Origin of the sequence: Plebeiibacterium sediminum (assembly GCF_026013605.1) — a bacterium.
Lineage (GTDB): Bacteria > Bacteroidota > Bacteroidia > Bacteroidales > Marinilabiliaceae > Saccharicrinis > Saccharicrinis sediminus.
In genome coordinates, this window is sequence record NZ_JAPDPJ010000012.1 from 74,228 (window position 1) to 99,663 (window position 25,436).

At 35.5% G+C, this 25,436-nt stretch carries 12 protein-coding genes; all 12 read right to left on the reverse strand.

The window, feature by feature from the left end:
* Positions 1–137: 137 nt before the first annotated feature.
* Positions 138–2,369 (reverse strand): S9 family peptidase, encoded by a 2,232-nt coding sequence (locus tag OM075_RS07525; protein WP_301189877.1) that lies wholly within the window; start codon positions 2,367–2,369, stop codon positions 138–140.
* Positions 2,370–2,514: 145 nt separating this feature from the next.
* The gene (locus OM075_RS07530; RefSeq protein WP_301189878.1) at positions 2,515–4,917 is read right to left on the reverse strand and encodes a glycoside hydrolase family 127 protein; all 2,403 of its coding nucleotides are present in this window, start codon (positions 4,915–4,917) and stop codon (positions 2,515–2,517) included.
* An 8-nt stretch (positions 4,918–4,925) separates the two neighbouring features.
* The gene (locus tag OM075_RS07535) at positions 4,926–7,664 is read right to left on the reverse strand and encodes a DUF5695 domain-containing protein (protein WP_301189879.1); all 2,739 of its coding nucleotides are present in this window, start codon (positions 7,662–7,664) and stop codon (positions 4,926–4,928) included.
* 40 nt (positions 7,665–7,704) lie between these two features.
* The gene (locus tag OM075_RS07540; RefSeq protein WP_301189880.1) at positions 7,705–9,828 is read right to left on the reverse strand and encodes a family 43 glycosylhydrolase; all 2,124 of its coding nucleotides are present in this window, start codon (positions 9,826–9,828) and stop codon (positions 7,705–7,707) included.
* Positions 9,829–9,864: 36 nt separating this feature from the next.
* A complete protein-coding gene (locus tag OM075_RS07545; RefSeq protein WP_301189881.1) occupies positions 9,865–11,238 on the reverse strand; it encodes a DUF6055 domain-containing protein in 1,374 nt (457 codons plus the stop codon).
* A 135-nt stretch (positions 11,239–11,373) separates the two neighbouring features.
* Positions 11,374–13,428: a DUF4859 domain-containing protein gene (locus OM075_RS07550; protein ID WP_301189882.1), complete on the reverse strand. Its 2,055-nt coding sequence runs from the start codon at positions 13,426–13,428 to the stop codon at positions 11,374–11,376.
* Positions 13,429–13,437: 9 nt separating this feature from the next.
* A complete protein-coding gene (locus OM075_RS07555) occupies positions 13,438–13,614 on the reverse strand; it encodes a hypothetical protein (RefSeq protein ID WP_301189883.1) in 177 nt (58 codons plus the stop codon).
* Positions 13,598–15,031, reverse strand: coding sequence for a DUF1735 domain-containing protein (locus tag OM075_RS07560; RefSeq protein WP_301189884.1), 1,434 nt, complete (start codon positions 15,029–15,031; stop codon positions 13,598–13,600). Before OM075_RS07560 ends, OM075_RS07555 begins: the two co-directional genes overlap by 17 nt.
* Positions 15,032–15,069: 38 nt before the next feature.
* Positions 15,070–17,250 (reverse strand): RagB/SusD family nutrient uptake outer membrane protein, encoded by a 2,181-nt coding sequence (locus OM075_RS07565; RefSeq protein WP_301189885.1) that lies wholly within the window; start codon positions 17,248–17,250, stop codon positions 15,070–15,072.
* A gap of 16 nt (positions 17,251–17,266) precedes the next feature.
* Complete coding sequence (locus OM075_RS07570) at positions 17,267–20,299, reverse strand: SusC/RagA family TonB-linked outer membrane protein (RefSeq protein ID WP_301189886.1); 3,033 nt, start codon at positions 20,297–20,299, stop codon at positions 17,267–17,269.
* Positions 20,300–20,378: 79 nt separating this feature from the next.
* Positions 20,379–22,121: a RagB/SusD family nutrient uptake outer membrane protein gene (locus tag OM075_RS07575; RefSeq protein WP_301189887.1), complete on the reverse strand. Its 1,743-nt coding sequence runs from the start codon at positions 22,119–22,121 to the stop codon at positions 20,379–20,381.
* Positions 22,122–22,139: 18 nt separating this feature from the next.
* Positions 22,140–25,304 carry a SusC/RagA family TonB-linked outer membrane protein gene (locus OM075_RS07580; RefSeq protein WP_301189888.1) on the reverse strand — a complete coding sequence of 1,055 codons (3,165 nt, stop codon included), beginning with the start codon at positions 25,302–25,304 and terminating at the stop codon, positions 22,140–22,142.
* Between the last annotated feature and the right edge of the window lie 132 nt (positions 25,305–25,436).

Here is a 25,436-nt window from a genome sequence, read left to right on the forward strand (position 1 = left end):
CTTGGACCTTCTTTATTATTAATAAAACTAACAATACTGTTTCATTTAATTTCTAATTAAAGAGGTACGAGATGCAATCTCGCACCAGCATAATACAATCTCGCATCAGCTTATGACTGCTAACTATATACTTCAGACTACTTACTATTTCTTTCCGGAGCAAATTGTTTATAGAAACACTCTACAAAAAAATCTCTTCGTTTTTGCTCACCAAATTTACCTCCCAGTGTATGAGGTAATCCTGGTAAAACAACCAATTCAAAATCTTTATTTGCTTTTATCAATGCATCAGCTAACTGCATGGTTGATGAAGGATCTACATTATCATCCAACTCTCCAAGAATTAACATTAAATGTCCCTTTAATCGATATGCATTAACAATATTTGAACATTCCTCATAATGCTTTCCGATAGGGAAGCCCATCCATTGCTCATTCCACCACATTTTATCCATTCGGTTATCGTGACATCCGCATGAAGAAACTGCAGCTTTATAAAATTCAGGATGAAATAAAACAGCTGCTGTAGAATTCTGTCCACCTGCAGATCCTCCAAAAATACCTACCCTTGTGGTATCCATAAAAGAATGTGTTTTAGCTGCGGCTTTGATCCATTTTATTCGATCAGGAAATCCGGCATCCTTAAGATTTTTAAAACACACATCATGAAATGCCTTAGATCTGTATGAAGTTCCCATCGCATCCATCTGAACAATAATAAAACCTAGCTCAGCTAAACCTGAAAAAGCATAATTATATGCTCTAAAGGATTTTTGCGTATAAGCAGCCTGTGGACCGGCATATATATACTCAATAACAGGATACTTTTTGTTAGGATCAAAATTGGTTGGATAATAAATATTTCCCCATATATCGGTTTTTCCATCTCTTGCTTTTGCTACAAAAACCTCTGGATAACGATAATCACTTGCCAATAACGCTTCAGCATTCGCAGTCTCAAGAATTTGCTTTTTACCAGAATCTGCAGTGTTTCTCACAAGCGTAACCGGAGCTTCATCTACTTTTGAGTAAGTATCTACAAACCATTTATAATCAGCTGAAAATACGGCCTGATGATTCATTTTTTCAGGAGTTAAATCAACCAGATTAGTTCCATCTAAATTAATTTTATAATAGTGAATAAAATAAGGATCCTCATCGTTATTCATTCCACTTCCTTTAAATATAAGGGATTGGTTTTTATCATCCACAAACTCAACTCCTCTTACTACCCACTGACCTTTAGTAATTTGGTTGATAACCTTACCAGAGATTCCGTCGATTAGGTAAAGATGATTCCATCCATCGCGTTCAGAGGCCCAGATGATTTGATTTTTGTCTTTTAAATCATATCGGAAATATTTTCCACTATAATCAATAAATGTTTTTGATTGCTCATCAATTAGTACAGAATATGCTCCAGTGCTGGCATTAACCTTTACCACCTGATAAACCTGATGACCTCGCTGATTAAATTCAAAAGTAAATAACTGACTATCCTTGTTCCATCGTAATTTTTCAAGTGAAAACTGATTCTCAAATGGTTTACTATCAACAGGTATTTGCTCCTTATTTTCAACATTAAATAAACAAGGTTTGGCAATTGGTAAAGCATCGCCGGGCTTTAAGTACTCGCGCTTTAAAAGTTTTGGTTCTAACCTGTCTTTAGGAGAAGATTCTATCAAATGAATATAGTGCTTTTCATTATCACGAATTCTAAGTGCAGCAATCTTTTTAGAATCTGGCGACCAGTGAATCTCTCCAGAGTAAAACTCACCAATAGAACCATCTGTACTTAACTGATACTCGCTATTTGTGGCAAGCTCTTTTACGTAAACATTATAGTTTTTAATATAGGCTACATAAGCAGAATCCGGTGAATAAAACGGATCAAAATCATAAATACCATCAGTCCAGCCCCAATGTCTTTCAGATGCTGTTTCAACATCGCCCAATACAATAATTGAATATTTCTTTAAGCTGCATTTTAAACGCTTACTGTTGTATTCAAAATTCAGCTCATTCAACTGTTTGTTTACAGAAAGGTTACCCAACCTATATTTATAAGGTTCGATCTGCTTACCAACAACCTCCCCAAGGCTTTTTACAAACTTTTCCTGGTTAAATAATGGATTAACTTTTTGTTTTTCGGAATCCACAATTTTATACTCTGTTCCTCTCTTGGTTTGAACTTCATACCAAAAAAAATGGCTTTGCTCAATCCATTGTACTCTATGTACATCCCCATATACCAATCCGCTAAACTTATACAGCGTATCAGCTCTTTCATAGTCTGCTGGTGTTACCTGCCCAGTACTAACACCACAAGTGATCAAATAAATAAAAAATCCTAAAAGAAAATGTTTCATCCGTTTATATTTTAATTTTTAATGCCAGATGGAACTCGCCAAATTTAATCGGTATCCCAATGGGAAATAACTAAATTTGAGGAGTTCCATCTGATCCTGCTTTCTATCCTCCCTAAAAGGGAGTTATTATTAATTCATAATCTAATTATTGATTTAACTTCCATTCTAAAATTCCGGCGGAAAAACCTTTCTGAATCTTAGCTGTAATTCTTATCGCTTTGGTTTTTACCGGATCAAAGGAAACTGTATTGTATTGATCCAATTTTGATTCATAGGCTGAGTGATTTTGTACTTCAACCCAATTGCCTTTTGCTGTCTGGTAACTGATTTGATATGATTCAGGAACTCTGTAATTCACATCATAATGATCAAGATTTAACCAGTATACAGAAGAAGATGAAATAGTCACTGACTTATCAAAATCATACTGAACCCATTCTTCTGATCCATCTTTTAACCACCAGTAAAAATAGGATTTATCGGTATCTGATGAACTTGAAGGATTAAAGCCATCGTTTAATCCGGGAGCCCAATCAGTTGATGCGCTTGCATTTGCCTGCATAGCCAGCTCTGTTGAATCAATAACCGTGGCAGCCTCTGAAATGTAAGGCATCCATACCTTCATACTGGCAGTACCACGGTTATTCCATGCATAGTAAGGAATTGCTTTAAGCATGATGGTTTCATCATTATTTTTTTCACCTTTTGTTTTAATTTTCCCCTTCATACTTAAAGTTACTACACCACCCAACAGGTTTTCTTCAAAACTAGTTTTAACATCCACACCTGAATCAACATATTTATCGAAAACATATTCGTTATTATTGTCTTTGTCTTCAAAACAAAAAACCACAGGTCCTCTCTGAAAAGCAATCTTACCTTTATCATAAGCAACTTTATCATTGGCAACCACTTTTCTGGCTTCCATAGGAAAATGAATATCGATTACATCTCCCTCTTTCCAGTTATGTGATAAAACAGCATATCCATTCTCCTCAACCCATTCTATACTTTCCTGATTTACCTTAATGGTATAGGTAGAATCCATTTGATTTACAAAATGGTATAGATCAGATGGAACCACCTTATTTTTAACCCAACCCGGAATACGGATTTTTAATTTGAATTTACTACTTACATTGCTTTGAACTGAAATATTTACATCTCCTCCCCAAGGATATAAAGTATTCTGAGTTAATTTCAAAGTATCTTTTCCTACTGGAATCGAAGCTGTTCCTCCTGCATATAAATTTACATAAACGGCATCTTTCGACTTTGTATAAATATATCCAGGAACAGAAGCCATAAAACGTGTAATATTACCCGGGCAACAAGCACATCCAAACCAAGGTGCACGCTCATGATTATGAGCAGATTCTAAAGGATTATCATAGAAAAAATGATCTCCGCTCAGTGAAACTCCCGATATTAATCCATTGTACAATGTTCTTTCCAATACATCATAGTATTTTGAGTTTCCTTCGTGCAAAAACAAACGATAATTCCAATAAACATTAGATATTGATGCACAGGTTTCGCAATAGGAAGTCATGTTATTTAACTCATAATTAGGACCAAAACCTTCTCCCTGTGCTCTTTGACCGATTCCTCCGGTAATGTATAATTTTTTGGATACAATATTTTCCCATACTCGTTTACTGGCATCCATTAGTTGCTGATCATGCATTAATGAAGCCACATCGGTAACTCCTGAATACAAGTACCCTAAACGAACCGCATGTCCTACAGCTTCTTCCTGATCTACGATAGGCATATGATCCTGACTGTATGCATTCAGCTTATGTCCATCTGTTCCTCGCCCTGTTTCATCGATGAAATAACGAGCCAATTCAAGATATTTCTGATCGTTTGTAACATTGTAAAGTTTTACTAATGCCATTTCTATAATCGGGTGACCCGATGGAACATGCTTCTGACCTTCATTCGGTCCGAATACTTTATAAACTAAATCTGCATTTTTAATAGCGATATCAAGCAGACTTCTTTTTCCTGTAGCCAAATAATGAGCCACTGCAGCCTCATAAAGGTGACCAGAATTATACAATTCGTGACTATTTAATTTATCCCATCTGCCTTTGCCGTACCATCCTCTTAAACGATCGCATTTATTGGTAACACAAGTCGTTAAATACCCATCATCTTCCTGTGCTTCTCCTATCAAATAAATTAAACTATCTAAATACAGATCCAAATCACTATCAGGTTTAACTGCCAATGCGTATGAAGCTCCTTCCAGAATCTTATACACGTCGGTATCATCAAACGGAAAATCTCCCTGATGTTCTTTATCTAATAAGCCACCAGCTACAGCAAAATTATCCATGCGCCCGGTTTCTTCGGACTTTTTAAAGGCCGAAGGAATTGAAACGGTTCTGTTTACTTCAATTTTGGGTGCCCAAAACGAGTCATTTAAATGCACCTGAGTAAAAGGTACCTGTTCCATTTTTTCTTTCTTATCTGTAGACTTCGTACATCTCCAGACCAGTAAAACACTGATAATAAATGTAATATAAATTGATTTTTTCATAACCTGATTTATTCTTTAATTAACACAAGCTCAACAGGCTTATTTTTTAACTTTATTTCATAGGTCCCCTTTTCGTCTTTTTTATATCCTTTGACGATATAAGAAGGGGTATTAGTTCCAAAATCTGCAATATTTAAATAAGCAGTTGTATTAAATTCGCTTTTCTTAGCAAAAACTATGCTAATTTCATTTGTTGAGGCATTGTATTTCACAGTTTGAAACTGACCTGCATCCAATGTTAACCATAAATTTTGCTCAGCGATATAAAACTTCGATTTGGCAGCTGTGGTAAGATCTGTTTTAATCCAGTCACCTTCTTCTGAAACATTTCCACCAAAGGCCAGCCAACCAAACTCTTTATGATGAATTAAATACGAAGAGGTATTCACTGCATATCCATAAAATCCGGTTCCGTAATCTCCTGAAATTCCATCATTTTTTAAGGTGGATGGGAAGGAATGAAAAGCACAAGGTGCAAATCCATCTTCTGTAATATTTGCAATTGCTCCCATAACTCCGCCATATCCAACTTTTAGCAGATAAAAGTCATCTGGATTTAGTTTATATTCATTTAAAACCGGAATCGCATTTAAAGCAGATCCGTAATGATGAATCTGACGTTCTACTCTGGAAAGTTTACCTCCAAACCAGAAATCCCAATAACGACGTGCATTTCCATTATATGCCCAATGTGGGATTGTTGGCATATAAGCTAAGATGGCATTTAAAGTAACAGCTGCTTTGTCTGAAAAACCAAAATAGCGCGACCATATATAAACTTCTTCCTGCCCGGTTGAATCCCATGGCATTTCACTTCCAAACGGATAATTCAAAGAAGCCCAATGTTCTGCCCGTTTTTTCATAGCATCCTCTAACCTGGCTGCCATCTCATTTAAACCTTCTTTTTGTAAATCTTTCAATATCAATAAAAACACACTTCCTTCCATTTGTCCGAACTGTGCATAATGCGGAGCCTGCTCAACCATAGCCATGGTTGTATAGTAAGCCTGGTTTAAATACCAATCCCAACCTTCCTGTTTTACCAGACCATTATAATACCTGCCTAAACGATACATCACCCAATAAGCTGCGGCAACGTGCGGATAATTATAAGAACGACCAACATCTTCAGAAGCCTCTTTACTCCATGCTGCCCAGGTTTTATAATTTATAGAATCATTATAAGTACCTTTGGGCATAGAATCCGGTTCATAATAAAACACACTTTTACGAACCCCATATTTACGAGCTCCGTCCTTAAATTGTATACCTCCCCACATGGTTTGGTGAATAAACGATTCCATTTTTGCCACCTCTGCAGGATCAGGTAAAACCAACTGTTTCATCACGGCATTTAACCATGCACCAGCTCCACCTTCATCACTTAATCCGGCAATCCATGAGCGACTATCTTGTGTTACCTGTTTTTTTGTTTCGTAATCGTAGGTAATTGCTGAGGGAGCACGGTGAAACAAATCATCCTCATCATCAAACCATTGTTCTGTTGTTAAAAAATGGCCATTATCAGCAACTACCTCAGTCTCCGACTTAATTACTTTGTAATTGATGGTTTGCTTTAAGCCATCAGCATAAATAATAGTTGCTCTGGCTCTTCCCCATTGATTCCCTTTTACTTCATATTCTTTCCAACCATGCTCCGTTGTTTTAGAAAAAGTAAACGAAAGAGCTTCTTTAGGTTCACATGTAATTTCTTTAATTTCTTTCTGATACTTCAGGAATAGTTTACCATTCACATCTTTAGGTAATACGTATCCGGGAATTCCCTCAGCCACAGGACGATTGTTGTCGATTAGAGTATTTTCAATATCCTTAACTGAAGAAGCTAACACAAACTGTAATCCTACTTCATACTTTTCTCCTGGTTTTAAAACCTTCGATGTTGGCTTATTCCAGGGTGTTGCATTTTTCCATTCCTTGTTCGCATAGGCTTTAGAATGAATCATCCATTCGTGAAAACCTTCAAAAGTAATTCCCCTGGGCGTTGGCTCATCCAATAAAGGTCTGTATGCTTCAAACGGGGAATTTTTCATGGGGAGAACCAATAATGGATTTCCATTGCCATGCAGGCGAATTACTTGAAGGTAACCAGCATCCATACCTATGTATGGGTCGAAAAATACGTTTTCGGTATGTGCCTGATCTAAAGTTTTTCCATCAATATTGTTATTGAAAATTACAGGAATCCCTAAGGCCCCTATTTCAATCGTGTTATCTGTAGTATTCTTAATCTGAAATTTTAAAGCCAGATGATTGTCTTCCTTAACCCACATTCTGATAATCTCCAGTGGACAATCTTCAGGTAATGTGGCATTTAATTTAGCAGCAGACAGACAGTTTGATTCTGAACATTTTATTGGCTCTACAGCATTACGGTGTTTTGCAGTTGAGTAATCTTTATATTCATTAGCACCTACCTCTTTTACTCTAAAATTGATATCTCCAAGATGATAAAAACCATCTGATGCTCTATTTTCTATCCTTTCACCTGGTGTAAAATCAAAATGCTCCTTTTTGTTTATTAAACTTTTAATGGTTTGAGAAGCATTTACCAATTCCAGCGATAAATCATCTGTATCATAAACAGTAGTACCCTCTTCCAAACCTAAAGTAGGTATCTTTTTAGCTTCATCCTGCTGGGCACTTAAAATCATACCTGAATTAAAGAGCATTCCCACTAGCACAACAACTCCAAATAAACAGGTGTTTTTATGTTTTGTCAATTTCATAGATCTTAATTTTTCTCTCTCGTTATACTTCATCCTACCTTTAATTTTTGCTCTGTTGATACAATTCTTCAACTTCTGCTTTATTCAGGGCTTTATTATATAATCTGACATCATTCAAATAACCGGTAAAATTTTCAGGTTCAAAACCAGATGATCCTATTCTGATTTTATCAGCTCTAACAAAAAGATTAATTGGAAATTCTTGATCTTTTTGTCCATCAACATAAATCACCTCTTTCATTCCATCAAATGTTACCGCAACATGATGCCATTTATTCACTGCCGGATAGTTTTCAAATGCCACATCCACAGATCCATCTCCATGAGCTATCGCTCCAAAATTTCCATTACCATACATCATAGCAACATACGAAGCTTGTAACATATCCTCACGACTGTTCCATGAAATAATACATTGTCCGATGCTCTCTGTTGTTGCATAGATCCAGGCACTTGTTGAATAAGGCGCATTCCAGTTAAAGTTATCTTTTGCACTTTCTGATAGTTCCAGATAGCTTTTCCCATCAAGGTATAAGGCTTTCTTTCCTTCATGCTTTTTAATTGTACAATTACCTACTGGTACAAATTCACCATGAAGCGCTTCCTGATTTGCAATTGAAGTGCTTATTGCTCCCAATTTTAAATCGGAGGCATCAAATAAAACCTCTAGTTGATTACTGGCTTCAGCATAATGAGCATCTGTTACCGGTCGATTTTTATAAGCTGGTGTCTCAAATAATTCATCGTATACTTTTACATTCCAAATAGCGGGTAACACACCTGTTTTTTCTGTTCCTGTAATTGTAATACGAATATATCTGCAAGTCGCATTACTATCATCAATCATAGGGCTTCCAGGGGTTTGATTATGCGTTTGATCTGAAAATAAAGTCCAGTCCTTTTTATTTTGCGATACTTCTATTTTATACTGATAGTAATATGTTGCATACTCAAACTGTGTACATATTCTTGCAATTGATTTTTCATCTCCCAGATCAATAGTCACAGATTGTGGCAAAGTGCAATTTTCGGCTTTCCACATGGTTCCATTATTATCATCTGTGATATATGCTGGTTTATATAAATAATCGGTAGCTTGTTGTGTATAAACCGTGGCTTTTGATTGCAAATGATATGCTGATGAAGCTTCTACTGTAGCACCAAAGGCGATATTTTCATATACGTTTTTGAACTCTTTAACACCTGTATGAGTTGGTATAATTTTTTCAATTGTAGTATCATTCGAGAATACAATTTCATCCATACAAACCTGACGAAATTCCCCTCCTGAACTGTGCGGATTATCGTGTCGGTGATATAGAATATAGGTATGTCCATCTATTTCAATGATGGAATGATGACCCGGTGAATCTACCGTTTTATCTTCATTGGTTTGAAGGATAGGATTGTTAGCGCCATATTTAAACGGACCAGTAGGAGAATCTGCATAAGCGTAATGCACTGCATAACTACTCAAACGGCAATCGCCTGAAGAGTACATTATAATGTATTTCCCATTTCTTTTTAAAGGATAAGCAGCTTCAAATACCTGAGGTAATTGCTCTGTTGGTATCAATCCGGATTGTTTCATGGTGAACATATTGTCCCCGTCTACTTCGGCCCAACCTAAACCTCCAAAACTGGAACACCATGTTCCAAAGTAAGAATACAGCTTTCCATCATCATCAAGCATAAACTGAGCATCCAAAGCCGGCAAGCCCTCTTTTCCGGAACCAACAGGTATTACAGGTTTTCCTTCATTTAAAGGACTCCAGGGACCAATAGGATTATCAGACATATAGCCATAAATATTACATCCAAACTGACAATTACCCATGTAGTAATAATATTTTCCGTCGTTGCCTTTTACCACATCAGGAGCCCAGCAATTGGTTAAACCTTCAGGCAAATCAATATCCAATTCGTGATTATACCAGTTTACCATATCCTTAGATATCCAAACTGTTGGTTCACCTGATGCCAATTTTACCCCATCTGTTGTTGAATAGATGTAATAGGTATCATCAAACTTTTTAATGGTAGGATCAGCAAAATATCCAGGTAAAAGTGGGTTCCTGTCATATTCCTTTATTGTTGTATTTTCTTGCTGTTTACAAGCTACAATAAGTAAAACAAGACTGATTATATAAAATGGTTTTATCATATTCAAAGGGATTAATCTCAATAAATGAATATTAGCTTATAATATTTTTGTATTGTTAAATTTTACATGATAGGGCCATTGATCATCATTTTTCTCATCATCATCCCAGGCATGTGGCACATAAGTATTGGGAGCTCCTGTAACCACAAACCATAATCTGGAACAATTTGCAGGAACTTTAAACTTTGCCTTATCTTCTGATTTATGATTTATTTTTCCGTAAACCCGTGTTCCATCCTTTTTCAAAGCAACAAAACCATATCGCCATCCGGCTCTTTGAGCTTCTTCAACTTGATTAAATCCGTCCTTATTTACAAGACCGGTAAACTCAACTGAAACAGCAGATTTTTTATGAGGGATTTCCAGTTCTAACACATTATACCCTGTTGTTCCAGGACAATGCTTATAATCAACTGTAAATTCATTATTGGTTTCAGATTCAGGATGCAAAGCCTGTTCACCAATATGATCTTTACCCAATTTTCTCAACCCATCAATGTCCCAGGTAACCATTTTAGCAGCAGCATTATAGATTTCATTATTAAAATCGGATACTGAAGTATGGGTTAATCTCATATAACTTTGCATGGGATCTTCCGGTTTTTTAGAATTGATCCAAAGCTTACCTATCATATCTATACCATGTTTTTCAGTCCAAAAAAAGTGAATAAAATAACTTGAGTAACGATAATCCTCATGGCAAATATGGCGATGACAATTCTGAATATAAATTTCCAAATCTCTTTGATTAAAGATATTTTCAGGATAACATTCCATGGCCTGCCATTGGGCTGTTTGTTCCCAAAAACCATTTCCTCCGTTTCCTCCAAAACCATAGCGAAACCCACGAGTAAATTCTTCTTTCACATCACCATTAGCCAATAAATCTGCATAAACCTGGTACTGAAAAGAATGACCTATTTCGTGCGCAATAACACTTCCTACTGGTTTACAGGTGCTCGGACTCACCCATAAAGCTCCTATTACATCATCGTACCCTGCTCCAAATGCCATCCAATCGGTAGTGTAATGAAGCATGATGATGATTTTATATTTATCCAGATTTGATTTTCCTGAACCAACATTTGCAAAGTGAAGTTTATTAATATTTAGTTCATAAAATTCTTCTGCCTTAACGAGCATATCATCTATGTCAACACGATATTCTTCTGGTACTGCGGCTGAATTAGGATTATTTTCTCCATATCCTGACTCCCAAAATAAAATAAAGTGTTCTGACTGCTTACTTCTGGAGAAACTCCATTTATGAGCGGGGTTGTTAAAATCAGCATCTTTAAACTCCTGTGGAATGTAGATTTCTCTGTCTGCACTCTTTTCCTGAGCCTTAATGTTGATGTGTACACTTATGATATACACTAACGCAATAAAACCAAATTTATAAATCTTCATATTATTATTCTTTCAAACTGCTTTATTCAAAATATCCGGTGTACAAAACTGAGATTTTGATGTTTTTAAAACAGTAACATATGTTTAAATAACTTGAACATATGGTTATTTTCACTTCAACAGCGTTCTATACTACTAATTCAGTGTAATATTAAACACAAAGGTAACCTGATACTGTGAACCATTTTTGGTGTAAACCAATGCCTGTTTTACGGTATATTGATCACCAGAAACAGATTTACCGGGATACTGTCCAATACTAAATTCAAAATTGCTTAATGTGAGTTCTGTAAAAATCTTACTGTCGTTATTTTCACCCCATGATATAACATCACCATTACCAGCATACCAAAATCCATAACCATTTGCTGATGTTTCATACTTAAGTGATCCTGAAGATTCCACAGCGGCAAAAGCAATTTTTCCTTCCTGAGGTGTTGAGTTGGCATCTAATACGATACCTGAAATTGCAGATGGTTGCATCACAAAAGCCTGTGCTATTTTTGATATATCTCCGTTGCTATAAAGGTTAACAGTTGTACCTGTATATGCATCTGAAACATCAAAAGAAACATCGTATGTCAACGTCATATTTTCTGGTGTTGCATTTTCATCAATTGTTATATTACCCAAAAGATCTGTATTGGTAAATCTAACTTTATAAGGCCATTGGTCATCATTGGATTCATCATCATCCCACGGATGAGATTTGTAAGTGGTTGGTGCACCTAATACTACCAGCCAAAGATTCTCACAATTTTCAGGTATGGTAAACTCAATATCATCTGAAACTTTACTATTCATCTCACCATATACCCGGGTTCCATCATTTAATAAAGCCACATAACCGTATCTGTAACCGGCTCTGGTTTGCGATGTATTGTTGTAAATCGTAGTTGTTAAAACATTTTCACCAACATTATATTGTCCCGGATCCTTTGCTGCTAATGCTGATCCCGGAGTTAATGCAACAAAAGATGTACTTACTACTGTACCTGCTTTCGGAACATTCAAAGGTATCACATTATATCCTGTTGATCCCGGACATTTACTATAAGCCACCTGATAATATCCATCTTCATTTTGATAAAATTTATATGAATATTTCCCAATATAATTGGCTCCTATGCTGCGAATGGCATCCAAATCCCAGGTAACCATTTTGGATGCAGCATCATAAAGTTCTGCGTTCATCTCCTCAACAGTCAGACTATTTAAACGCATATACGTTTCAATAGGATCTTCAGGACCCATGGATGCTCTCCAAATCTTTCCAATATAGTCAATGCCATGTTTCTCTGTCCAGTAATACTGCAGCCAATAACTGGCATAACGTTGCATTTCATGACAAAAATGACGATGATAATTAGTCATGTACTCATCAAAGTTATATGAAGTAAAAGCTTCATCTGGGTAGCTTTGAAATGATTGCCATTGGGCACACTGTTCCCAAAAGGCATTTCCGCCATTTCCACCATAACCATATCTGAATCCACGATTAAAATCGTTAGTAATGCCATTATAGTTTAATAAATCAGAATAGGTTTGATACTGAAAGCTATGACCTATCTCATGAGCTATAGTAGATCCGACAGGTTTACATGTACCTGGATTTACCCATAAAGCGCCTATCACATCATCATATCCACTACCAGTAGCAAGCCATTCTGCTTGGTACAGCAGATAAATCTCCATCTTATATTTATCCAGGTTTGAAACTCCATGTCCAATTGTTGCAAAGCCTAAAGTATTCACATTTATATCATAAAATTCTTCTGCCTTTTCTAATAAATCGTCAATATCAACTCTTAATGCTTCAGGTACAGAAGCTGCATTGGGATCATCTCCAAACCCTTCTTCCCAAAACACAAAAAAGTGATCAGATTGTCTGCTCCTGACAAAGGACCATTTACTATCACTTCTTAGCATATTCATATCTGCAAATTCAGCTGGCTTATAAAACTTATCAAAATCAGCAATATCAGATTCTGTTAATATTACAACACCTTCAGTATTCTCATTATCATATCCTGAGTCATCATCTTCTGAATCTTCTCCGGTTACAACATCCTGTATTTTTTCTCCTCCATCGCAACCCGATAATAATCCGGAAAAAACGATTAGAAAAACAAATAAAATAATATGGCATAAGCCGGCATTTGCCGACTTATGCTTAGTAATTACTGTCATAGATTTATATTATTCTAGTGTGATGTTTATATACATACGTATAAATTTACTTTCATCACTCGTATCTCTATATCCAATTCTGATTGTATATTCACTTCCTGCAGATAATTCAGGTGCTCTACCTACATATAACACCTCATCATCAATACTTGTCTCTGCAAATAAATGACTAACGTCTCCATTCATTTACTCCATCTCTAATCCTATTTCTCCATACCATTGAAGAAGAAACATCTGTATAATGATCTTTGCCGATATAATTAATTCTGTAATTCAAATTAAATGTATTACTTTCTTTATCAAATGAATTACCATCTAACATCGTAATTTTCTCTATCGGTTCTTGTTCATATCCGGACAGCTTAGATTTAATACCCCAAACTTTCCATTCGTGAATTCCTTGAGATTCTACAGCTATAAAATGTAATCTTATTTTATCAGTTATCACAGGTTTAAATGTTGTAACGTTAAACATATCCTTCTCTCCTCCCAAAGCAGGAGTATCTCCTGAAAACTTTTCTTTATTACCATAATCCTCAGCAGGCACAACCTCACCATTTATTACCGGATCTGACAACAATTTCCATTCTTCAGTTTCTGAATCCCAGTATTCAACATATGAGTTATATGGGATCAATATTCCTCCATTATCAGTCCACCAATAAACTTCTGATTTAGATATTTCATAATACTGAGGAAAATCATATTGCACCCAGTTCCATGTTTCTGCATTTGGCCAGTTTCCATATGCTCCCCCTTCGCTCTTTGTTTCTGAATTAGAAGGTTCCTGTCCATCATGAATGGCGTCAAGATTTTCCCAATCTGAAACAGATGACGTAGTAGATGTACTTGATAAGGCAACATTTTCTTCAACAATCATTTCTGGAACCTTAGGCACATACTCCATATAAATGGAATTGGACTGATCAACCATTAATTTAGCCATATAATCCTCACCTATACCATTAAGTAATCCATTAATTAAAATGGTATCTAAGTCATATGTACTTGCGGTTATTACATTTTCAAATGAGCCTGCATTTAGTTCCTCATCACTACTGCTATAAGTCGTAAAAGACCCCTTATGATTATAAAAACCTTCATAATGATTGATGTACTTTAATGTTAATATCTGCGTGCTTTTAGTTGAAAGTATTGAGTCTTCAGATGTCCTGATTAATCTTATTGGCAATGCATATTTATATTCCAAAGCCTTAGTATCATTAACAAAAGCTGCAGAATCAAGAGATAAGGTTACTCGACCAATATAATCCCCTGATGGTATTTCAAATTTTTCTGTATTGCTTAATGTGTAGTAATTTGAAGGTAATAATTCAAAGTCAGTTCCATCCAAAATACTCTCGTCTATTTCATATTCAACCCACCTATTGGAGTTATTTTCTAATATTCCACCTAAATACACTCCAATATCCAGTTTCATACCCTCATCTTTAACTACAGTACGCGCCAAAACACCTTCAATATCCATTCCTCCGGTTGCATTAGAAAATGCTACTGTGGAATATGGATAATCAAGTCTATATTCATCATAACAACCAGACAAAACGCATACTAACAACAGGAATAAAATAATATATCTCATAATAAATAATTTTTTGTGTTTAATCTATATTTGACCTGTTACCAACCTCTATTTTGTTTCAGGTTCTTCATTATCAATGTTTGAGTATATGGAACTGGTATATATCTCATGTAATCTTGATATATATGCGATTCTACTGTTTCATATTTATAACTGTAGTTAGCAGGACTTGTCTGGATGCCCATTACTTGCCACTCAATTACACCGGTTGATTCGCTATTGCTCTTCATATAAAGCCTTATTTTACTTGTTTCAACGGCATCAAAAGTAGTCACATTCCATTCGTCAGCAGTTTTACCATAAGCGCTATAGTTCTTAACTTCTTCCCATGCATTACTTTCTTCATTCCAATATTCAATAGATACTTCATCAGGTAATAAAATTCCACCTCCATCTGTAAACCAATATACATTTGACTGACTAATTGTATAAACATTGCTAGTACCTTCGGAGGTTAGGTATTCCGGAAATTCATACTGAATATATCTCTTTTCACCACTGCTATCCCAATTTCCATAAATACCATGATTATGATCAGCTGAATTCTCTGGTTCAAAACCATCTTTAATGCTATTTACATCTTCCCATGATGACACAAAATCTGTTGACGCAACAGAACTTAATGCTATATTAAATTCTTCCTGTTCCAATGGTTCATCTGAAAATGTAATTTTAACTCCACTTACACTATGGTTCAAAGGTTCATTCCATCTTCTGATATCCCAAAAACGATGTCCTTCAAAACACAACTCGATCCTTCGTTCATTTTTTATCAGTTCTCTAAACTCATCTGTACCTAAGCTTGCTACTTGATCTAAATATTCATCCTCATACTCTTCACTTGAAGGATTAGAATCTATTCCTGCTCTTTTTCTAATTTTTTGAATGGCTTGTAAAGCTGAAAAACCATAACTTTCATCAGTAGGACCATAAGCCTCATTTGCAGCTTCGGCAAAATTCATATATAATTCATTTTTGCCAAGAAAAACATAAAAATGTACATCTGTTGTTACATCGCCTGGAGTGAGACGAACATCTTTACTCAACAATTTTTTCATGTAGTAACCTGTACGTGTACCTTCTACACTTAAACCACCAGGTGCATCTGCACCTCCCTCAACAGTCTCGATATAAGTATCATTATATAAATCCTGATTAAAGAATATAAATCTTTCAAAGCGACCATCCCTATTATTATATGGTCGTGATGAGTTGTAAGTCCCACTCTCGGATAAAGGATAGCCATCCGAAGATGGAAAAGCATCAACTAACTCTTGTGAAGGATTACATTCCCCGTTTCCATATATTGAAGGTGGATAATAAGTAGATTCCATCCAATTACCTGTCCATGTAGGATAAATCCAAATATAATCAGAGCTTGTTGCTTCATTAAAGTTTCCAAAATCATCCAAATCAGATAAACCACCTGCTGCATTGATTGCAGCAGCAGCTGCCTCTGCTGCTCTTTGCCATTTTGCCTGATCATAAGTTGAATATGCAGGACTTGCTGCATACAAATATGCTCGTGCTTTTAAAGCCATAGCAGCCAATGCAGATCCTCTACCACGATTCATTAATCCTGTATACTCATCAGCTCCTGTCAAATAATCATTCGGCAACACCTTAATTGCGGAATCACAATCTTCTGCTATTTGTTGAACACAATCTTCATAAGTATCTCTGGGTATATCCAGGTCTTCGTTCTGATCCATTACCCAAGTAACAATTGGAACACCTAAGGCTTCTGTTTCATCGCTTGCATAACCACCATAAGTACGTAGTAATTGCCATTGATACCACGCCCTTAAAAAATAGGCTTCCCCCATCCTATGAACATTTAAAACTGAATCCTTATATGAATCTGATACTTTATAAATAAGATCCTTAGCATTTTCAATAAATAAATTAAGGTACCTTATGTTCTTATAACAATTCTCCCAATTTCCAATGCTATTATTCTGAACAGTCCATGAACCAAGAGCCAGTTGATTTGTACCGGGTGTTTTTGCCACAGCATTATCTGTAAAATATGATTCATATATAGGATAATATGCATTTAAATCAGCATAGGCTGTAGTCAAGATACCTTCACCATAAGTTGCATGGCTCCACAAGTCTTCGCTAGTTTGGTCTTGGATAGGTCTTGGATCTAAATATTCACAAGCCCCCATAAGCAAAACCATAACTACTGCTATTATTATGAATTTTAATTGCTTCATGTATTTAATTTTATATTTAAAATTTGCATGTAAATCCTACAGTAACAGTCCTTAACAATGGATAACCAGAAATTCCAGCGTATAAGTTTTCTGGATGTAAACCATATTTTGTCAAATCTGAAACAGTGAATAAATTCTTACCTTGAACGAATATTTTAAATTCATCCATCAATATTTTACGTGAAGATATTTTAGGCAAAGTATAACTTAGCTCAATATTCTTCAACATAAAATAAGATGCATCCTTTAACCAATAAGATGAACTCTGATAGTTATTAGTTGATTGAACTGTTAATCTGGGATAATCATTTGTATAAGGATACCTGTCAAGCATAGGTTTAGTATAGTTGCTACTTGTACCCATAACAGTAAAATACGGTGAATTAAGATAAGACATTTTACCATCCATTCGACCTGTTCCTATAACCTTTAGTCCTACTCCTTTATACTCCAATGCAAGGTTAACACCATAATAAATACGAGGAGAATGCTCTCCTAAATCATGCCTATCCTTTTCATCTACAACATTATCATTATTATAATCAGAATATTTTATATCTCCAGGCTGTAGTGCTCCCCAACTTTGAGAGACAACTCTGGATTCAATTTCTTCTTCCGACTGAAATAATCCTTCAGACTGCAACCCCCAAATATTATCCATTTCTTTACCTGACATTTTGCGATATTCTTCTAATGCCAAAGGTTCATCTATCACTACAATTTTACCTCTATTGTAAGTTGCATTGGCACCTATCGAATACTTGAAATCTCCTATTTTATCAGAATATTGAATCAATCCGTCTATACCCCAATATTTTCTTTCACCAAAATTTGATGCTGGTAAGAAATCATATCCACCATATAAAGATGGTGTTTCATACTGTTTTAGAGAAAAGTGTTTGGTTTCTTTACGGCTATAATAATTTGCTTCGAAGGCTAGCTTATTATCAAATAAATTACTCTGAATTCCTACATTAAAAAACTGTACAACTGGCAATTCAAAATCACTGCTTCCGGCTTGCATAATATTGTAAATATTAACAGCATTACCTTTATTCCCCTCAATACCAGATTCCCATGTACCTTGCTGTTGCCAAAGTGTTTCAAACAGATAATAAGAATTAAAACCTGCTAATCCTACATATTCAATTCCCATTTTGCCATAAGAAGAATACAACTTAAGATAATCAACTACTCTACTGTCTGCTAAAAAGTCTTCCTTGCTCATAATCCAACCTGCGCCAAATGTTGGGTATAAATCAAAGCGGTTATCTTCTTTCAAAAACATACTTCCTGTGTAACTAAGATCTACCTCGGCTACATATTTACCATCATAAGCATAATTAGCTCTAAAACCCAGATCTTGTCTTTTTAATGGCTGATAATTTGCACTTGTATTTCTTATCTCTTCTAATAGTTGGAAATATGAAGCATTCATTGTTAAAGCATGCTTGTCAAAAGTTCTATCATAAGTAAACTGTCCATTAGCAGAGGTACGACGCAAGTAATTATTTCCACCTTCCGATAAATTAGGATCAACTTGCGCTTCAACAATTCTCTCCACATCAAGTTCTCCGTTGTTATCAATCAGGCGAAATAAATCAGCAGTACCTCCTTTATTGTTAGTAATCATATTATTTACATCAAATGCAGCAGATGTCTTAAACGTTAATCCTTTTAACACATTACCTAAATTGATGATTAAATCAGCACTATTCTGGGTATTAAACTGAGCACTTTCTGCATATCCGGAATATTTTAATTCATTTGTAATATTCGTTGGATAGTTATCGCTTATTATTAGCTTATCTTCATATGAAATAGGATGCGCATTTGATGGCATGTTAAACATATCATAAAACATATCATATGGTTCGGCACCAGATCCATCATTTGCATACTTCCTTTTTCCATATACTGCAGATAAATTTACATTCATTTTCAACCAGTCATTCATCCTGATATTTACATTACCTCTAATCTTATACCGGTTATACTTCATATCTTGACCAACTGCCTCAAGTCCATCTGTTCCAATGTAGTCAAGCATAGAAAAATAGTTCACATTTTCATCTCCACCTCTGAAGTTTACATTTGCTTTGCGAAACATAGAACGTTTTTTTACATATTCATCCTGATAATCAATATTAGGATACTTTATTGGATCAGTATTATTTTTATACGCATCCAATACTGCAGAAGAATATATTGAACTTAAACCGTCATTATTCCGTCCCTCATTAACTAAAGTAGCATAATCATAGGCATCCAGATATTCTGGCAAACCAACAGGAGTATTAATTCCAACACTAGCAGATGCATTTATTTCATGTTTATAGGATATACCCTTTTTAGTTGTAATCCAAATAACAGGATTTGTACCACTTAAACCAAGTATTGCTCTTCCTGCCAAATCTCTTATTACATGAACACCTTCAACTTCGTCAACCGAAAGATCAGAAGCATCCCTTAAAACACCATCAATATAGGTAGAAGCAGCTACCCCCCTGACTGAAACAAAAATACTTTCAGCACCTGGCGTTGCACTATTTTGCTCAACTACCATTCCGGGAACCCTACCACTTAGTGCTTCTAAAAAAACAGTTGTTGGATATGTAGACAACTCTTCCCCTGAAACATAAGTAGAAGAAGAAACGGAGCGATCCATGGTCATTTTTTGATAAGGGAATTCTAATTCTCTTTCACCATCAATAATAAGCTCAGGTTTCAACTTTAACAAACTATCGTTTAATAAGCCGTTTTCTATTTTTATAACCAAAGGTTTATATCCACGTGCAGCTATATATAAATGATCGGTAGAACCTGCAGCTACATTAATTTTAAATTTACCATCTACATCAGTAACTGCCTTATTTTTCGCTACAAATGATGTTACTACAATATTTGTTACTGGATTATTATTATCATCCAATATTTTTGCAGTAACCAATGATGTTGGCACCTCTCCTTTCTGCGCAACTGCTGTTGCATATTGCACCAGCACAATAACACACAGAATCAAGAGTTTATTAATATATTTTTTTTCCATATTCCTAATCTTTTAAACTGAATATCCTAAAATTGTAATCTTCTATATTACATTTCAGATCTATATATCAGATTGTTATTTACCACCCTGGATTTTGTTCAAATTCTTCAAACATTAAAGCATCCTCTAGTGGAATTGGCCATCTATAATGCTTTTGATTGAATGTTAATGTAAAAAACGGAGTAGTAGATCGAGTAATTATATAACCAGTTGGACTACCTGCATCTGCTTGAAAATCCAAAGCGTATAATTCGCGATGTTCAGCTTTATGCGCATCGCCCCAGCGTGAAAGATCAAAAAAACGTTTTCCTTCAAGATAAAACTCTACGGCACGTTCATTTTTAATTCGTTCTCTAAACGAACCTGCATCTTCCAAATAGATACTATTAACAGGTGGCATACCCACTCTTGCCCGAACAATGTTTACTGCTTCAACTGCACTTAAGTTTGCACCACCTAACTTATAATTAGGTCCTCCAAGCTCATTTGCAGCTTCTGCATATTGTAAATACATTTCTGCTAAACGAAAGTAAATCACATGTGTAAATGGAGCACTAGTTCCCGACCACTGGTCTATATTTTTTGCCCAAAACTTACGAGCCAGAAAACCTGAGTAAGAATTATGTTCTGCACTTTTACGCTCATTCCCTCCATTGAACAATTCCATATATCTATCCGTCTGGCTAGTCCATCTTTCACCATTAAAAATAATAGATTGATAAAAGCGGGGATCACGATCTATAAATGGATCCTGATTATCAAAATCCTGATCGTCCTCAATCGCTAATCCGCGATTTGTTTCAAACAGATCGACAAAGTTTGCAGAAGGACTAAAACCCTGAATTACTCCCCCGGCATTCAAACTTGGAGTTGTAAAAACTGCATACATACCACCATCAGTACTTGCTGCAAAATTCTCCCAAAGAATTTCATCATTATAGGGTTGATACATAAAAATACTATCAAAACCACTAGCATATTCTATGGTTTTCACACCTGAAGGTGTTGTATAAGTTACGTGATCGACATCGTTGCTTTGTAGTAATTTATATCTACCTGTAGATTGTGCCATATTAATCACATTCCATGCAGCTGTTGCTGCTGCTTCCCACTTACTCGCATCACCTTCCGGATTATTGCTTGGGCTGGCATCAAATAAGAAAGTTGAAGCCTTTAAAGCCATGGCAGATCCTACAGTTGGTCGTCCCATGTTTGCATCATCCCATTTTGCAGGTAATAAAGTAATTGCTGAATCACAATCTGCAGCAATATTAAGTGCTGTTTCATGGTAACTTAAACGAGACAACGCAAAATTATCCGTTCCCTTAAATGCCTTTGTAATATATGGCATTCCACCTTGACGTTTAAGGAATTCATAATAATACCATGCTCGCATAAAATGAGCCTGTCCTTTTAACTGTTTAATCTGATTCTCAGTAGCAACTCCTTCTAATTGGTGCAGGTTTTCCAATACTAAATTAGCAATACGAATACTTTCCCAACTATTCCAAACTCCATAAAACTGAAGAGCTTGACCTGTGTTATATGAACGAATCCAGTCCCCACTTTGTGCAATAGGCATAGTTTCCCATCCTGGTCCTAAATACCCTTCATCACATAAAGCAGCAATGTATGAATAATCTCCTGCAGAGATATAATTATTCAAGTCTTTATACATCCTGTCTTCAAACTTTCTAAAGTTTGAATAATCTGTATATACCGCATCTGAATCTAGTCCAGCTGAATCCTGAACTTTATCGAGATAATCCTCACAACCAAACAGTGTGATTGCTGAGAACATTATCAAAAATATCTTTTTCATACGAATCGGTTTTTCGAATTAAAATGTCACATTTAGCTCTAACGTATATCTTTTGGTTTGCGGATAAGCTCCAAAATCAACCCCGTAATTGAATCCTTCCGGGTCTCCTCCCCAACTACGTTTTTTCCATGTATATAAATTAGTTCCAACAAGAGCAAGACTCATGTTCTTTACACCTATTGTTTTCAAGGCTGGAATTTCTAAATTATAACCAATTCTAGCATTTCGTAAACGAACATATTGACCATCTATCATTGAATAATTACTGATCTGGTAATTATATTGATTTGTTGCTTCCGTATGAACTGATGGAAATTCCGGGTTTGTATTGGTTGGAGTCCAGTGATTTGCATGTGCTGTATATGCATTATGTTTATTTTGTGAAAATGGATACAAATAAAACATTCCTCCTTGTCTCATTGGAGTTTGCACTGCACTGATTCCATAAAACGAAACATCTCCATACCATTTTTTATAAGTTAATCCTAGTTTAGCATTCCATGTTACATTAGGTACTGTAGGTGCTTTAGCAACTACCCAATCCTGTTTATCAACACTTCCATCTCCATTAAAGTCCATAAATTTTAAATCTCCTTCAATTGGGCTTCCTCCTGTTGCTAATGGCCATATAAACAATTCATCAAAATCCTGATAAAATCCTTGGTCTACCAAACCTGTACCCGGAGTATAACTACCAATACGTCTTCCTATATCTACAGGCTTACCTTCTGCTCTCAAGTTAAATGGCGTTTTCTCAGGTTCATCGTAATAAACCACTCTATTCTCGGACATAGACAGATTACCGTCAAAAAGAAGTCCTAATCCGTTTCCTAATTGCTTATACAACGAAACATCTATCTCAATACCATGACTTTTTGTTTCTCCAAGGTTACCTCGTATTTCACTAACTCCAACATAACTAGGTACAGACATTCTTTGTTGCAGCATATTTTTTCTTCTCTCATTAAACAAGTCTACGTTTATTGATATCAAACTTTTAAAGAAAGCCATTTCAAACCCTAGGTTTTGCTTTATAGCTTCTTCCCATGTAGCATCTGTAACAGGTATTTGTCCCTCCTTTATATATGGATAATATTGCATTGGGTATCCAAATCCTACAGAAGCATCTTCTTCTGCATACTCTGAGATATAAAGCCACCTGTCTATACCAGCATCGCTACCTACTTTACCCCATGAATATTTAATTTTAAATGAATTCATAACACCAGTTATTGGCAAAAAGAATTTTTCATTGGAAACCATCCAACCTGCTGCAAAAGCAGGAAACGTTCCAAAACGTAATCCTGGTGCAAATTTTTCTGATCCTGTATGAGCTACACTTGCTTCAAAAAAGTAACGATTATCAAAATTATATGTACCTCTACCAACCCAATTTTCTTCGTAATGTGGAAAATCATTAATTCCACGCGATTCCCTTCTACTGAAAACTCCTACTACACCAACATTATGTTTTTCAAATTGGCGGTTATAATTTAATTGTCCTTCATAATAGTGTGAACGTGCCACTTGCCACAAATCATCAGAATTACTAACTGTCAATGGGGGCTGGGGAGTATCAAAATCTTCAGCTCCATTATTAGTGTAACGCATCCATTTCTGTGTTATAGGATCCAAATAATATCCAAAATATTGATCTAAACGATAGGTTTTATTATAAATAGCCTGACTGTTATATGAATATAATCCTGAAACAGAAAGTCCTGGTGTAATAAAATCAAGTGCTTGTGTTAAGCGTAAATCTGAGTTAATTTCATTTGCTTTTTTACGGATGAATCCCTGTCCTCCCATCCAATTCAAACGAACCTCACCCTGATCTGGATTAATCATTGGTCTAGTGCCGGTTTGATTATATGGTATTACATCATCAGGATACTGTCTTATTGCATCTTCTGGATAAAATGCCATTACTGTAGGAGAAGAAAACCACAATTCCTGAGTAAAAGTATCTTCAGGTTTATTCCAAACCTTTATATTTCCCCCTAAATTGACGGAAAGCTTTGTTGTATTTGTTAAATTAAAATCAAGATTATTTCTAAAATTATAACGTCTATGCCAATAATGAGCATTCTTTTTATCATAGTCATATGGAAAGTCATTACCTACTGAAAAAATATCACCTTCATTTAAGTAACCTAAGGAAACAAAATACTGAACAAAATCATTTCCTCCTCGTGCGTTTAAATTATATGACTGATCGAACCCTGGCTCAAATAAATAGTCCATCCAGTTAAAATCAGGATACAAATAAGGTAAATCCTGATTTTTATAATGCTCAAGTTCTTCATCTGAAACAAGCATGTCCCATTTACCGTCATTCTTCCATGCTTCATTACGCAATAGCATCGTTTCATAAGAATTCATATACTCAGGTAATACGGCAGCTTCCTTCATTGTAAAATTCGCAGAAAAATCAAGTTCTACAGCACCTGCACGTCCTCTTTTTGTATTTACTATAATTACTCCATTTGCACCTTTTACACCATAAACAGCAGTTGCAGATGCATCTTTAAGTATAGAAATTGAAGCTATTTCATTTGGGTCAATATTCGAAAATTTACGCTCAACACCATCTACTATAACTAAAGGATTATTATTACCCATTGATGATGTTCCCCGAATAGCCATCTGAATTGGAGAGGCTGCATAATATCCTCCAATTGCTTCTTCTCCTGGTGTAGGGTCAGTCATAATAACTGTTAATCCGGGAAGGCTACCTTGCAAAGTATTTTCAATACTCCCTCCCATTTTTACGCTTTTCAGTTTTTCGCCTGAAACTTGCGAAACAGCTCCAACAACAGATTCTTTCTTTTGTACACCATAAGCTACCACCATGACCTCTTCAATATCCTTGGTGTCACTGCTCATAGCAACCTTAAGTTCTTTTGTGCTTTTGATTTCTATTTCTCTGTTCTTAAAACCAATGAAAGAAATTTTTAATACATCACCAATACTTGCATTTATACTAAAATTCCCATCAAAATCTGTGACAGTTCCTTCGGATGTCCCAACTTTTATAATCGAAGCGCCAGGAATAGGCAATCCCTGCTCATCATAAACCTTACCTGTTATAATAGAAGATTGCCCTGAAGCTGACAACGGCACTAATACAAGTGCTGCCATAAACAGAAACAACCTCATTATTACAATAATTTTGTATTTCATTTACATCACTTTTTAATTGTTTTGTCAGATAAGAAGTATTAAAAAATCTGATCTTTTTTAAATAATACTAAACTTGTGTTTATAAATAACACATCTATTTCATCGGTTAAATAAAATCATAACTGCCAATTT

Excerpts from the sequence above, each read along its gene's own strand:
- OM075_RS07525 (WP_301189877.1), bottom strand. The coding sequence starts at position 2,369 with ATGAAACATTTTCTTTTAGGATTTTTTATTTATTTGATCACTTGTGGT.
- OM075_RS07530 (WP_301189878.1), bottom strand. The coding sequence starts at position 4,917 with ATGAAAAAATCAATTTATATTACATTTATTATCAGTGTTTTACTGGTC.
- OM075_RS07535 (WP_301189879.1), bottom strand. The coding sequence starts at position 7,664 with ATGAAATTGACAAAACATAAAAACACCTGTTTATTTGGAGTTGTTGTG.
- OM075_RS07540 (WP_301189880.1), bottom strand. The coding sequence starts at position 9,828 with ATGATAAAACCATTTTATATAATCAGTCTTGTTTTACTTATTGTAGCT.
- OM075_RS07545 (WP_301189881.1), bottom strand. The coding sequence starts at position 11,238 with ATGAAGATTTATAAATTTGGTTTTATTGCGTTAGTGTATATCATAAGT.
- OM075_RS07550 (WP_301189882.1), bottom strand. The coding sequence starts at position 13,428 with ATGACAGTAATTACTAAGCATAAGTCGGCAAATGCCGGCTTATGCCAT.
- OM075_RS07555 (WP_301189883.1), bottom strand. The coding sequence starts at position 13,614 with ATGAATGGAGACGTTAGTCATTTATTTGCAGAGACAAGTATTGATGAT.
- OM075_RS07560 (WP_301189884.1), bottom strand. The coding sequence starts at position 15,031 with ATGAGATATATTATTTTATTCCTGTTGTTAGTATGCGTTTTGTCTGGT.
- OM075_RS07565 (WP_301189885.1), bottom strand. The coding sequence starts at position 17,250 with ATGAAGCAATTAAAATTCATAATAATAGCAGTAGTTATGGTTTTGCTT.
- OM075_RS07570 (WP_301189886.1), bottom strand. The coding sequence starts at position 20,299 with ATGGAAAAAAAATATATTAATAAACTCTTGATTCTGTGTGTTATTGTG.
- OM075_RS07575 (WP_301189887.1), bottom strand. The coding sequence starts at position 22,121 with ATGAAAAAGATATTTTTGATAATGTTCTCAGCAATCACACTGTTTGGT.
- OM075_RS07580 (WP_301189888.1), bottom strand. The coding sequence starts at position 25,304 with ATGAAATACAAAATTATTGTAATAATGAGGTTGTTTCTGTTTATGGCA.